This is a genomic window from Stenotrophomonas maltophilia (assembly GCF_013464915.1).
Classification (GTDB): domain Bacteria; phylum Pseudomonadota; class Gammaproteobacteria; order Xanthomonadales; family Xanthomonadaceae; genus Stenotrophomonas; species Stenotrophomonas maltophilia_AT.
Map to the genome: position 1 here is coordinate 1 of NZ_RAVT01000047.1, position 13163 is coordinate 13163.

9 protein-coding genes are annotated in these 13163 nt (G+C 67.8%); 3 read left to right on the forward strand and 6 right to left on the reverse strand.

Going from position 1 to position 13163, the window contains the following annotated elements; all coding sequences use genetic code 11:
- Positions 1-248 precede the first annotated feature (248 nt).
- The 3 genes from D7T59_RS15955 to D7T59_RS15965 form a co-directional block, all read right to left on the reverse strand.
- Positions 249-1031: a helix-turn-helix transcriptional regulator gene (locus D7T59_RS15955; RefSeq protein WP_180852809.1), complete on the reverse strand. Its 783-nt coding sequence runs from the start codon at positions 1029-1031 to the stop codon at positions 249-251.
- A gap of 224 nt (positions 1032-1255) precedes the next feature.
- Positions 1256-2381, reverse strand: a protein-coding gene (gene prfB, locus D7T59_RS15960) for a peptide chain release factor 2 (RefSeq protein ID WP_099551678.1) whose coding sequence is annotated in 2 segments (ribosomal slippage) — positions 1256-2305 and positions 2307-2381 — 1125 coding nt in all. Because the reading frame shifts where the segments join, the coding sequence is not laid out codon by codon here.
- Positions 2382-2542: 161 nt separating this feature from the next.
- Complete coding sequence (locus tag D7T59_RS15965) at positions 2543-3460, reverse strand: LytTR family DNA-binding domain-containing protein (protein WP_180852810.1); 918 nt, start codon at positions 3458-3460, stop codon at positions 2543-2545.
- Positions 3461-3595: 135 nt separating this feature from the next.
- Between D7T59_RS15965 and D7T59_RS15970 the strand changes: the two genes are divergently transcribed.
- On the forward strand, positions 3596-4774 hold the full coding sequence (locus D7T59_RS15970) for an acyltransferase family protein (protein ID WP_180852811.1): 1179 nt from the start codon (positions 3596-3598) through the stop codon (positions 4772-4774).
- A 112-nt stretch (positions 4775-4886) separates the two neighbouring features.
- Positions 4887-5861, forward strand: a complete 975-nt coding sequence (locus D7T59_RS15975; protein ID WP_180852812.1) for a phosphatase PAP2 family protein — start codon at positions 4887-4889, stop codon at positions 5859-5861.
- A 294-nt stretch (positions 5862-6155) separates the two neighbouring features.
- Here the strand turns inward: D7T59_RS15975 and D7T59_RS15980 are convergent, their stop codons facing one another.
- Complete coding sequence (locus D7T59_RS15980) at positions 6156-9065, reverse strand: VIT domain-containing protein (RefSeq protein ID WP_180852813.1); 2910 nt, start codon at positions 9063-9065, stop codon at positions 6156-6158.
- 131 nt (positions 9066-9196) lie between these two features.
- Here D7T59_RS15980 and D7T59_RS15985 point away from each other — a divergent pair, with 131 nt between their 5' ends.
- The gene (locus D7T59_RS15985) at positions 9197-10246 is read left to right on the forward strand and encodes a DUF1176 domain-containing protein (protein ID WP_180852814.1); all 1050 of its coding nucleotides are present in this window, start codon (positions 9197-9199) and stop codon (positions 10244-10246) included.
- Positions 10247-10327: 81 nt separating this feature from the next.
- Here the strand turns inward: D7T59_RS15985 and recJ are convergent, their stop codons facing one another.
- Together recJ and D7T59_RS15995 are read right to left on the reverse strand one after the other, a co-directional pair.
- Entirely contained in the window at positions 10328-12085 is a 1758-nt protein-coding gene (recJ, locus tag D7T59_RS15990) for a single-stranded-DNA-specific exonuclease RecJ (RefSeq protein WP_180852815.1), read from the reverse strand.
- Positions 12086-12245: 160 nt separating this feature from the next.
- A complete protein-coding gene (locus D7T59_RS15995; protein ID WP_164137810.1) occupies positions 12246-13163 on the reverse strand; it encodes a phosphoglycerate mutase in 918 nt (305 codons plus the stop codon).

The following is a 13163-nucleotide window of genomic DNA, read 5'->3' on the forward strand; positions in this document are numbered from 1 at the left end:
GCGGATCGATCCCCGCCTGAAGCCAGCCTGCGCGCGCTCCAAGMGGCTGCCGGCCAGCGGCCGGCACTACCGTGCCTGTCTGCCGGAGGAACCTGAGCCCCTCCGGCAACACAGTTGCTACACGGACGTACTTGCGGCGTCCCCGCACTCCGACACCGCCCCGCCAACCCACGGATAGCTCGCTGTTGCTGTTGCCGTTGCTTCGGCTTGAAGCAGGTGCAGGGCTGCAAGCCCTGCCGAACAACCCCTTACCTACGCGGCAGGTAGGTAACCAGTGACAGGTCGTGCCGGCTCTCCGGCACCAGCGCCACGTACTGCAGGTCCAGCAACCCGCGCGTGGGATGGTTCAACTTCTTCGCACCTTCATCGAACCGCCGCACGTCGTGCTCCGGCCACCACTTGCGGAACTCCTCGCTATGCGCCGCGATGTCCTCCACCAGCGCCAGGAACGGTGTCTTGTCCGGCGCCTGCGCCATCGCCGCGCGGAAGCCGGCCAGCAGGCCGCGGGTCATTTCTTCCCAGTTGAGGATCAGCGTGCGGTACGGCGGGTAAAGGAACATCAGCCGCAGCGTATTGCGCTCATGCGGCGCCAGCTGGCTGTAGTCCACGAACAGCTCGGCGATGGCGGGGTTCCAGGCCAGGATGTCGAAACGGGTGTTGCGCACGTACGCCGGGATCGGCTGCATCGCTTCCACCAGCTGGCGCAGACCATCAGTCACGCTCTCGTCCGGTGATTCCAGCGGCACGCCATAGCCCGAGAGCGCGAACGCATAGGCGCGCTCGTCATCGCTCATGCGCAGCACCTGCGCCAGGCGCTCAAGCACCTCGGGCGAGGCACGCACTTCACGGCCCTGCTCGATCCAGGTGTACCAGCTCACGCTCACCCCGATCGCCAGCGCCACTTCCTCGCGCTTCAGGCCCGGGGTACGCCGGCGCCCGGCCGGCAGGCCGAGCGTGGCGGGGTCGACACGGGCGCGGCAGGCCTTGAGGAAGCCGCCGAGTTCCTTGCGTTCACTTTCGCTGCGCATCATCGGCCCGTCCTACCCTTTGTAGCGTCGAGCCATCCTCGACGCATCTGCCACCGCGCGAACAGCAGCCGAGCATGGCTATGCCGGTCGTCCTGACCGGCACCCTGCGGGCCGTCGCAAGCAACGTTGGCAGCGGCTCCTGCCGCTGCCTTCGGCTCTACAGAAAGCCGGTTCAGCCGCCCTCGGCGTTGCGCACGAGGGCGATGATATCCGCGCAGGCGCGCCGATCAGGCATCGACGCGCTTGGAGCCCACGGCCAGGCCGGCCTTCAGGCTGGCCTCGACGAACTCGTCCAGGTCGCCGTCGAGCACCTTCTGCGTATCCGAGCGTTCGATGCCGGTGCGCAGGTCCTTGATACGGCTCTGGTCGAGCACGTAGTTGCGGATCTGGCTGCCCCACCCGATGTCGGACTTGGTGGCTTCCACCGCGTCCTTCTCGGCGTTGCGCTTCTGGATCTCCAGCTCGTACAGCTTGGCGGCCAGCATCTTCATCGCGTTGTCGCGGTTCTGGTGCTGGCTGCGGCCGGTCTGGCACGCCACGACGATGTTGGTCGGGATGTGAGTGATACGCACCGCCGACTCGGTCTTGTTCACGTGCTGGCCACCGGCACCGGACGAACGGTACACGTCGGTACGCAGGTCGGCCGGGTTGATGGTGATATCGATGTTGTCATCGATTTCCGGCGACACGAACACCGAGGTGAAGCTGGTGTGGCGGCGGTTGTCCGAATCGAACGGCGACTTGCGCACCAGGCGGTGCACGCCGGTCTCGGTCTTCAGCCAGCCATAGGCGTAGTCGCCTTCCACGCGCAGCGTGGCCGACTTGATGCCGGCGACGTCGCCACCGGAGACTTCCATCAGTTCGGTCTTCCAGCCGCGCGATTCACACCAGCGCAGGTACATGCGCAGCAGGATCTCGGCCCAGTCCTGGGCTTCGGTACCACCGGCACCGGCCTGGATGTCGACGAACGCCGCCGCATTGTCCATTTCGCCGGAGAACATGCGCTGGAATTCCAGCTTCTCCACGTGCGCCTGGTGCTTGTCCAGGTCGGCGACCACGGCCAGCGCGGTGTCCTCGTCCTGTTCGGACTCGGCCAGTTCCAGCAGCTCGGTGGCGTCGGTCAGGCCATCCAGCACCGAGGCGATGCCGCCCACGGTCTTTTCCAGGCTGGAACGTTCGCGGCCCAGGTTCTGGGCGTACTCGGCGTTGTTCCAGACATCGGGGCTTTCCAGCTCCCGCGTTACTTCTTCAAGACGCTCTTTCTTGGCGTCGTAGTCAAAGATACCCCCGAAGCGACAGCACGCGATCGGTCAGATCGGTGATGCGCTGGCGGACAGGATTCAGTTCGATCATGTCGGCGGTTATGCATTCAAAAGATGACTGCCAATGATACCGCAGGCCGGGCATGCCGGCATGAGGGGGGCCGGCCGGTAGAGTCGACTGTTAGTCGACTATCGCGCGCAGCGCGGGCTTCACCGGAACCTGAACGAACAGCAGTCGACTAACAGTCGACTCTACCCGCCGGCCCCACCCGCCCCGCCCAGCGCCTGCCGCAGCAGCGGCAGCTGGCGCCGGCTGCAGGGCACCTTGGCTCCGTCGGCCATGTGCAGCAGGGCCTCGCCCCCGTCCAGCGGCTCGATCGAGCGCAGCTGGCCGCGATGGATCAGCCAGCTGCGGTGCGGGCGGAGGAACTCGCCCGGATCCAGCCGCTGCTCCAGCACCGCCATGGTGATCCGCAGCGGATAGTCATGTCCGCGCACCCGCAGGTTCACGTAGTTCCCGGCCGCCTGGGCGTACTCCACATCTGCGGTGGCCACCAGGAACTCCTTGCCCAGCTTGCGCACCAGGAAGTGCTGGGGGCGCTCGACCGACGCGACCGGTGGGCCGTCGTCGGGCTCGGCCAGCAGGTGTGCTTCCCCCTGCCGCTGGCGACCGAACCAGGCCACGGCGTGCACGGCGATCACCAGCAGGCTGTAGGTCTGCACGTCCTTGAAGAACTCGTAGAACCATTGTGCCGGCCAGTCGCCGTAGGTGTAGTGCTGCCCGACCAGACTGAAAGCCAGCTTGCGCAGCAGCACCATGGCGCTGACGTGCAGCAGCCACCAGCCGATACCGCCCAGCACGTAGAAGCCGATGCGGCGCTTCCACGTGTCTGCGTGCAACGGCCAGCGACGAGCGGCGGCGTGCAGAAGCGCCAACAGGCCCAGGCTGGCCAGCGCACTGCTGAACTCCTCGATCGAGACAGTCCCTGCGGAAAAGGGCTGCGCGTCGCGCAATGCCCGCATCCACTGCGCCAGCACATTGCCTGCGGCGGTGCCCAGGAAAAGCAACGACCAGAATGCGACGGCAAGCCCGGGGCGACGCGTTCGTTCTGCAACTGGGGCGGTCAGCGCCGCCGAATCTCCATTCTCCATGCCTCCATTGTTGCCCATCCGGCTCCATGCGCATCAGCCATTGGTCCCAGCCACCCCACCACTGGCCCCTGAACGTCCGCCATCGCGCCCCATCCACTGGCATCCGGGCCTTGGCTGGCAGAGCGTGCAGCTTCCTCCCGAAGCCCGCCGCTCATGCACCGTCGCCACGACTTGGACACCCTGCGCATCGCCGCCTTCGCCCTGCTGATCCTCTACCACGCCGCCATGGCCTACGTGGCCGGCTGGGACTTTCACCTCAAGAGCACCTACACCTCCGAATGGCTGCAGTGGCCGATGATCGCGCTGAATCGATGGCGCATGCCGCTGCTGTTCGCCATCAGCGGTATCGCGCTGGGCCTGTCCCTGCCCGACCGGGGTCGGTTGCAGCACACCCTCCGCCGTGGCTGGCGCCTGCTTCTGCCATTGCTGTTCGGCATCGTCGCCGTCGTGTCCCTGCAGGCCTACTACGAAGCGCTGGACAAGGGCGACGTGGCACCGGGGCTGGCCCGGTTCCTGTGGCGCTACTGGCAGTTCCAGCCGTGGCCGGGCGCGCATTTCAGTGGTGCCGCCTACGGCTTCACCTGGAACCACCTGTGGTATCTGGCCTACCTGCTGCCTTACACCGTACTGGCGGTGGTACTGGCCAGCCTGCTGCGTCCACTGCGCAAGCTGCTGCCAGGCTGGCAGCCGAGCGACCGCCTGCTGAGCGCCTCACTGCTGGTAGTGCCAGTGGCCTGGCTGGCCTGGTCCCTGCTGGTACTGATGCCGCGTTGGCCACCCACCCACGCCCTGCTGGACGACGTTTATGTACATGCCGAATCGCTGCCGCTGTTCCTCGGCGGCTTCCTGGCGGCGCGCTGGCAGCGCGGCTGGGATCTGCTGGTGCGCGGGCGCCATGTAACCCTGGCCCTGGCGGTGCTGGGGCTCTGCCTGGAGCTGGGCATCCGCGCACTGTCCCGCCTGCCACATGTGGGCGATCTGGATGCCTGGGTGCTGGCCCTGCCCTGGGCCCAGACCGAACGCGTTGGCCGCGCGCTCTATACATGGTGCATGCTGCTGACGCTGTTCGGCTGGGCGCGCGTGTTGCTGGACCGTCCCTGGCCCGGCCTTGCCTACTGCCGCGAGGCGGTGTTCAGCTGGTACATCCTCCACCAGACCGTGCTGATCGTCCTGCTGTACGCGCTGCGACCGATGCAGCTGGGCCCCTGGCTGGAACCTGCGCTGCTGGTGGCCGGTACCGTGAGTGGCTGCCTGCTGATCCACGAACTGCTGATCCGCCGCGTGCGCTGGCTGCGTCCGCTGTTCGGCCTGCGCGCCGCAACCGCACAGTAGGCGCTGCATTGTTGTAGAGCCGAGCCCATGCTCGGCTGCTTCCTGTCCACCAACCGATAATCCGCTATCGTCACCGACGGTTCGCGTCGCGACGGCGCAATGAGGACAACGGATGTTCCAGACCCATTGGCACCTGTGGCTGCAACAGACCTTTGATGCAGGCTGGATGCTGGCGCTGATGCAGTTCATCAGCCTGCTCGGCTATGAAATGGCCTATACCGCGCTGATCCTGGTGTGTGCATTCGGGGCACGCCTTCGCGCTGGCCTCTGCGTGATGCTGGCGGTGCTGCTGATGGCCTGTGCCACGCATGCCATCAAACAGGCCGCCGCCCTGCCCCGCCCCTCCGACGTGGATGCGGCAGTGCTGGACAAGGGCGAGCCTTCGCACCCGTTCGTGGTGAATGGTGGCGGACACACCTTCTGGTCGCTTCCCGATGCGCAGGCCACGGCGATGCTGCGCGCCCAGCCGCATGCAGACTATGGTTTCAACAGCGGCCACGTAGGCATCACCACGGCCGCAGGTGTTGCGCTGCTGCTGGCGTTCGGCGTCCGCCGCCGCTGGCTGCGCTGGACGCTGATGCTGGGCTGGCCCCTGCTGATGGCAATATCGCGCATGTACCTGGGCCGGCACTTCCTTGCGGACGTACTGGCTGGCTGGTTGCTCGGCCTCGGCATCGCCGTGCTGGCCTGGCTGTTGATGCCAGGGCTGCGGGGTGCGCGGCGCTGGCAGCAGCCGGTACTGCTGGGCCTGGGCGTGGCGTTGGCATGGGCCTCGTTGTGGACGCACCTGGTTGCGCTGGGCGAAGCCTCGCGGCTACTGGCACTCACCCTGCTGGTGGCGTGGCTGCAGTGGCGCGGCTGGCCGGCCGATCCGCAGGGCATGGTGCAGCGGGTGCTTCGCGTGCTGGGCGTGGTGGTGATCTACCTGATGGCGCGGCCGGTCATTGATTGGCTCGCGGACAGGATTCCCCTGCCGGATGCGCCGGTTACAGAGCTGCTGTGGCACACAGTCGGCACGCTGCTGATCCTCGGCGGTGGCGTGGCACTGGCGCGGTGGATTCCGCGCCAGCGTCGCCCCCCTCAGTAGATCCACGCCATGCGTGGATAAACCGGGCACCGCAGCCACGCATGGCGTGGCTCTACTTCAGTGCCCCGCCGCGCAACAAGCTTCAGTAGATCCACGCCATGCGTGGATAAACTGGGCACTGCAGCCACACATGGCGTGGCTCTACTTCAGTGCCCCGCCGCGCAACAAGCTTCAGTAGATCCACGCCATGCGTGGATAAGCAGGCGAAGCAGCGCCGGGCCATGCCCGGCGGACGCGGAGGATTCCACGCAGCCACGCATGGCGTGTCTCTACTTCGCTGGGCATGGCCCAGCGCTACCGCACCTCGAATTCGCCCACCAGCACGGTTTCGGCGCGATCCTTCAACCGCATCGTCACCATCTGGTCCTTCTGCTTGGCCGTGCCCCAGTGGGTGGTCAGGCGCAGCATCAGCGTCGTCGCCCCCGTCACCAGCTGCTGGCGGCTGCCGAAGTAGTTGGCCTCCACCTTGTACTTGCCCGGCTTGGCGTTGCGCAGCGAGAACTGCTCCGGGCCATAGCCGCCGGTGAAGTCCTGCGACATCTGCCCGCCCTGGTAGGTCAGGCGGTTGCCGTAGTACGCGCGCTCGCCGTTCGGATCGGTCACCCACAGGTCCATGTCGCTGTTGTCGGCATCCCACGACAGCACCACGCGCAGGTCCAGCGGCATGGCCTGCAGCAGGCGCGGGTCGATGCTGCGGGTATCCAGCCGCGGCGTGCTGCGTGCCACCAGGTTGGTCAGCTCGTCCAATGCGATCAGGGCAATGCCATCAAAGCGGCTGTCCCACGGCCGCACCACCACCTGGTACAGCGGTGCCAGCGCCTGCTGCGGCTTGCCAGCCGCTGCAAGTGCCAGGCCAAGATCGCGGAAACTCTGCGGCTCTTCCTGGCCCATCGCCAGCACCTGCTCGAACACCGGCACCGCCAGCGCGGGGGCATCGGCCTGCATCAGCCGGTAGCCGAGCACGCGCAGCAGGTGGCGATTGTCCAGGTCCATCTCGGCCAGGTTCGACAGCACGCGCAGCGCCAGTTCGCGCTGGCCCTGCTCCAGCAGCAGGTCGGCCACGTCGAGGAAGAATGCGCTGCTGTCGGCATGTGCATCGCGCTCGGCCAGGTAGCGGTCATACAGCTGCGACGCCGGCCCCTGGCGCAGGCGCCGGGCGACGGTCGAATCCGGCTGCCAGGCCGCAAGCTGGATGCCGAGCTCGCCCTCGTTGGCGGCAGCGGGCGTGGCGACACGGCCGCCAGTGACCGTGATCAGATCCAGCGCCTTGTTGGACGCAGACGCCGAGCGACGTGAACGCGCGCTGCTGGCTTCCATGCGCTGCTCGGCCGCCGCCATCGGCGCGGGGGCGGGCGGAGCGGCGGGTGCAGGCGCGGCGAGCATCGCCACCGGTGCCGATTCCATCGCATAGTCCGCGGAGGCCACTTCCAGTGCCCTGCCCTTTGCCTGCGGCGGCGTGTCCTTCGGCCAGCTGCGGTTCCACCACTGCTGGCGCTCCTTCCAGCGTGCCGTCACTTCATCCAGGCGCTGGCGATCTGCAGCGGCGCGATCCGCCAGCTGCACTGCGAATCGTGCATCGTACTCGGCGCGCAGCTTGCCCGAAGGGCGGATCGCATAGCGCAGGTAGTCCTCCAGGGTCTCCAGCACGATCAGCGAGGTGTCCGGCCCGACCAGGCCAAACTGCTGCGACAGGCGCTGCATCGCCTCGCGGTTGCCACGACGGTCGGCGGCCAGCTGCTGCAGGCGCGCCTGCGCCCACAAACCGGCCAGCAGTTCACCGTCATTGCTCTTCTGCGTCGCCGGCAGCGCTTCCCACTCGCCGCCGCCCACGCGCACACGCATCGGCACGCCATCGGCGGCCAGTCGTGCGTGCAGCCACAGCCAGCCCTGGGCCTCACTGCGTCGATCGATCACCACGTCCTGTACGCCACGGCCCGCATCGACCTGCACGTCCAACGGCGACGACAGCAACTCACGCACGGCCGATTCGACATCCTTGCCCAGCGCGACGAAGCGACCGCCATGCGCCTCGCTCCAGCCACGCAGGCGCGTGCTGTCGGTACGGGCACCGGCGCTGCTGATCGCGAACAGGCGCTGCCCCGGTGCCAGCGTCGGCATTTGTTCCGGCCCATAGGTCAGCAGGCCATCGCTGACCAGCAGGTATTCCTTCACACTCGGCTGCGGCTGCCACTGGGCCAGCGCGCTGGCACCGTCAGGGCGCACCGCCTGCAGTGCTGCGCGCAGCTCACTCCAGTTGCCTGCGCGGATACGGAAGCGACGCACCGGTTCGGCGCGGTCGCGCAGCACGGTCAATGCCACCGTGCCTTCACCCATCGCGGCGAAGTAACGATCCAGCAGCGCGAACTCACGCGTGCGATTGCGCTGGCCCGCCGAGCCGGAGCCATCCCACAGCAGCCCGACCTCGCTGGGCAACGTGCGGGGCGTGCTGCTGGTCGACACCGGCAGCTGCGCCAGCAGGTAGTGCCCATCCTGCCAGGGCGCCACCTGCACCTGTGCCTGACGTGCTGCGGGCAGGATCCACTGCAGCTGCGCCGGCAACTGCGCGCCCTTGCCCTGCCAGTGCAGCCGGCCCGCGTTGATGCGGAACGGAGCCGCACCTGCGCTGGTCGTGGTGGGCGCCTGCAGTTCCAGTTCGACCGCGGCTGCTCCGGCCGCGAACTGCAGCGGCAGCGTCCACTGCCAGCCTTGGCCGGCGAAGGCCAACGGCTCGCGAATCACAAGCTGCACGCGACGGCTGCCACCGGCCGGCAGCGGATAGATGCGCAGGCGGAACTGGTTGCCGGCGGTCTGTTCCAGCAGGCCCGGGTCGACACCACGTCGGGCAATCTCTTCGAACACCTGGCGGCCACGGTCCTTGGGCACCGGCACGGCGTCGCGCAGTTCACCGTTGATATCCAGCGCGAAGCCGCTGATCTGCTGGCCATCGGCCAGCGGGAACTGCAGCTCACCCTCCAGTACGCGCCGGTTCGGGTTGTGGAATTCCAGGGTGATCCGGGTCTGGGCGATGCCGGCCTGCACTTCGCCTTCAATGCGTGCGCGCTGCAGCTGCACCGGTTGTTCAGCGGCCGGCGCGATCAGCAGCGGCATGGTGGCCTGCGGCCGGGAGATCCGTGGCGACTGCGCGCCAGCGGGCCAGGCCACAAGGGCCAGCAACAACACAGTGCAGCATCGGGCGAAGACCATGACAGGGCTCCAGTGGGATCGTGGACCATTGAACGCACGGACAACCGGAACGGGGTTGGACGATGCACAGCTTTTCTTTGCCCCCACCCACAGGCACCATGCCCCACGCTCCCACACGCGCAAGGATGCCGATGCGATTGCCCCTGCTGGCCACTCTGTTGGCACTGGCCTGCCCCCTGACCGCCCTTGCGGCAGCCCCGGCCAAAAGCCTGTATTTCCAGCACCACGACTGGGTCGTGGCCTGCGACAACACCCTGACCTGCCGCGCCGCTGGCTATGCCACCGACGATGACAGCACCCTGAGTGTGCTGCTCACCCGCAAGGGCGGCCCGGGCCAGGCCTTCCAGGGTCGCCTGTCGCTGCAGCCGGAAGAGGGCCAGCCCCAGCCCAAGGGCGCACTGCATCTGCGCATCCAGCAGCAGGATCTGGGCGTTCTGGCACCTGCAAAGGGCGAAGGCACGCACATGTTGAATGCCGCGCAGACCAGCACACTGCTGTCCGCGCTGGTGCGCGACGGTGGAGTCAGCGTGACTGATGGCGCCGGCCATCGCTGGCCGTTGTCGGACAAGGGGGCGGCAGCGGTGCTGCTGAAGATCGATGAGTACCAGGGACGCCTCGGTACACCCGGCGCGGTGATGCGCAAGGGCAGTACGCCTGAATCCGGCGTTCCCGCCGCGCTGCCGGTGCCCGTTGTGCGCAAGGCCGCTACCCTGGACTCGACCCCGGACGACCCGGCGTTTGCGAAACTGGCCGCCTCACCCGCCCTGCGCGCGGCTCTGCGCGCCACGCTGGAGGACGACAGTTGCGAAGGCCTTCAGGAAGCCGATGCCGATACTCCGCTGAGCAACTCGCCGCTGGAGGTCCGCCGCCTGGACGCACAGCACGTGCTGGTCAACGTGCCCTGCTGGCGAGCGGCCTATAACAGCGGCGATGGCTACTGGGTGGCCCGCCCACAGCCGCCGTTCCAGGCAAAGTGGGTGACCAGCGATGCCATCGACTACGACGATGGCCAGATCATTGCCGCGCAGAAGGGCCGCGGCCTCGCTGACTGCATTTCGCACGCAGCCTGGACGTGGGACGGGACGAACTTCATCGCGACGTCCGAGGTGGCGCCGGGTCTATGCCGCGGCGTGCCTGGGGGTACCTGGGAACTGCCGACGCTGGTGACCGAAGTCCGCTGATCCCCCAGAAAGGGGACGGAGGGGATTAAGTCGCAAGTGGCAAACAAGGCACAAGCGACTTAATCCCCTCCGTCCCCTTTTTCATGCGGGGAGGCTGTGCTCGATGATCAGCTGGATGGCGCTGCCGCCGCGGTAGTCATCGCAGGCCAGCCGGTAGGCGAGATGCACGTGGCGGCCCGGTGCATTGCCGTGCCAGCCGCCGAAATGGATCGCGTTGATCGTGCCGGGTACGCCTGGCAGGCGCAGTTCCAGCTTGAGGTGGCGCTCTTTCAACACGCGCCAGTTGGCCACTTCGAAGTGGCCATCGAACAGCGGTTCCGGGAAGCCTTGGCCCCATGGCCCGGCCAGGCGCAGCGCATCGGCGTGGCGATGGTCGAGTTCGTCCGCCGCCAGTTCACCGTCGCTGAGGACCTGCTGCTGCAGCGCGGCCGGGTCGAGCATTTCCAGCACGACGGCGACGAAGGCCGCCTTGAAATCATCGACATGATCGAGCCGCAGGCTGAGGCCGGCCGCCATGGCATGTCCACCGAAGCGTTCGATCAGGCCCGGATGGCGTGCATCGACCAGTGCCAGTGCGTCACGGATGTGCAGGCCGGGAATCGAGCGCGCCGAGCCACGCAGGGTGTCGGCACCCGGTTCGGCCGGGGCGAAGGCGATCACCGGGCGATGCAGGCGATCCTTCATCTTCGACGCGACCAGGCCGACCACGCCCGGGTGCCAATCGGCATCGAACAGGCAGGCCGCCACCGGGCGCTGGCCGGCCATGTCCAGCACCACGCGGGTCAAGGCCTGCTCGGCGTCGTCGGTCATCGACTGCTGCACGGCGCGGCGTTCCGAATTGATCTGTTCCAGCGTCTGCGCGATCTCGCGCGCCTGGCGCGGGTCTTCGGTCAGCAGCAGCGCGATGCCCAGCGCCATGTCCTCCAACCGGCCCGCGGCATTCAGGCGCGGGCCGAGTGCAAAGCCGATGTCGGTGGCAGTCAGCCGCGCAGCGTCGCGGCCGCTGGCTTCGATCAAGGCACGCAGCCCGACACAGCCCTGCCCCGCGCGCAGCCGGCGCAGGCCCGCGCTGACCAGTGCACGGTTGTTCGGATCCAGCGCCACCAGGTCGGCAACGGTGCCGACCGCCACCAGGTCCAGCAGCGTGGTCAGGTCAGGCCCCTTGCCATCGGCAAAGACACCGGCCTCGCGCATCTGCCGGCGCAACGCCATCAGCACGTAGAAGATCACGCCGACACCGGCCAGCGACTTGCTGGGGAAGGCGTCGCCGTCGAGATTGGGATCGACGATGACATCGGCCGGCGGCAGCTGCGGGCCGGGCAGATGGTGGTCGGTGACCAGCACCTGCCAGCCACGCGCCTTGGCCTCAGTCACACCCGCATGGCAGGCAATGCCGTGGTCGACCGTGACCAGCAGGTCCGGCTGCAGCGCGGCCAACTCATCCACCAGCGAGGGAGACAGGCCGTAGCCGTGCACCATGCGGTTCGGCACCGCGTGGAAGACATGCTGCGCGCCGAGCATGCGCAGGCCGCGCACGCCGACCGCACAGGCAGTGGCGCCATCGCAATCGAAATCACCAACCACCAGGATGCGCTTGTCGTTGGCGATGGCCTCGACCAGCAGGCCCACCGCATCGTCGATGCCGGTCAGCAGATCTGGCGCGTGCAGATTGCTCAGCTTCGGCTGCGCCAGCTCCGGTGTACCGGCGCCACGGCTGGCGTAGAGCCGTGCCAGCAACGGCAGCGTGCCGTCCGGCCAGCTGCCGGGTGCGACCGCATCACGGCGGCGGATCATCGGCGTATCAGTGGACGGCTGCACAGCATCGGCGGCAAGGGACATCGGCATCGCCGGTTACGAAAGACAGAGGGATGATACCGCGCGCGGGAGAGGCTGGCGGGATCGCGCCCGGCAGCTGCGGTAGTGCCGGGCGCCGGCCGGCAACCCCGGCAAACATCGGGGGTCCGAGCCGTTTTCCGATGGAAAACGGATCCGCCCCCGATCAATCGTGAAGCTGGCGCGGCTTCTTCCAGAACTGCCAGCGCTGGCCACGGTCCAGCTGGAACTGCAGGCCGTCCTCGAAATCCAGCACCAGCCGCTGCAGCTCGCCACGCTTCAGCGCGGCCAGCAGCGGACGGATCGCATCATTGCCCAGCTGCTGCAATGAACGCAGCTGGCGCAGGTCGACCAGCGCATCCACCGCCTGCTCGCCATCCACGGCGACGCCAGCCGCCAGGGCCAGGCCCTGCAGCAATGCATCGCGGCTGCGCACCTGCGCGTGCGGCGTGCTGACCGAGACCGGCATCACGCCGCCACCCCAGAACCACAGCGAATTGATCGGCTGCTGGCCCTGCGCGGCACGCTGCTGGTTCCAGGAATGGTTGTGCAGCACCACCTGCGCCTCGGTCATCAGCGCCCGCCAACGGCGGCCGCCCTCGCCTTCGGGCAGGTGCGAGAACAGATCATCGCCCAATACTTCGTCCGGACTGTCGAAGTCCGGCAGGGCCAGGTCGATCGGAAGCCGCAGGTACCAGCGCGAAGGGTCCGGTGCGTCAAGCACGAACCCGGCATCGGCAAACAGCGGCTGCAGCACCGGCAACAGCGCAAGGCAGTCCGCCAAAGTCGGCCGCAGCGTCTCGCCGTAGGCCATCATCCGCGCGCCGTGCATGTCCGGCACCATGCAGGCCGGGTCGGCACGCAGCCAGCTGGCGCCGGCCGCATCACCGACGTCGCGCTGGCGGGTCAACGCGGCCACCGGCCAGTGCGGCGCGGCAACCGTGAAGTGGCGCGTCAGTTGTGCGCGTTCGCCCGATGCGACCTGCACTGTCGTGGCACGGCCGAGCGCACGCGCCACATCGTCCGGCAGCGCAGCCGCGGCAAAGCGGCTGCGTGCGGGCAACAGCAGGGTCGCCGTCGCCAC

Bases quoted from the DNA above. Each gene is read 5' to 3' on its own strand.
- D7T59_RS15955 (WP_180852809.1), bottom strand. From the start codon at position 1,031: ATGATGCGCAGCGAAAGTGAACGCAAGGAACTCGGCGGCTTCCTCAAG.
- D7T59_RS15965 (WP_180852810.1), bottom strand. From the start codon at position 3,460: ATGGGCAACAATGGAGGCATGGAGAATGGAGATTCGGCGGCGCTGACC.
- D7T59_RS15985 (WP_180852814.1), top strand. From the start codon at position 9,197: ATGCGATTGCCCCTGCTGGCCACTCTGTTGGCACTGGCCTGCCCCCTG.
- recJ (WP_180852815.1), bottom strand. From the start codon at position 12,085: ATGTCCCTTGCCGCCGATGCTGTGCAGCCGTCCACTGATACGCCGATG.
- D7T59_RS15980 (WP_180852813.1), bottom strand. From the start codon at position 9,065: ATGGTCTTCGCCCGATGCTGCACTGTGTTGTTGCTGGCCCTTGTGGCC.
- D7T59_RS15975 (WP_180852812.1), top strand. From the start codon at position 4,887: ATGTTCCAGACCCATTGGCACCTGTGGCTGCAACAGACCTTTGATGCA.
- D7T59_RS15970 (WP_180852811.1), top strand. From the start codon at position 3,596: ATGCACCGTCGCCACGACTTGGACACCCTGCGCATCGCCGCCTTCGCC.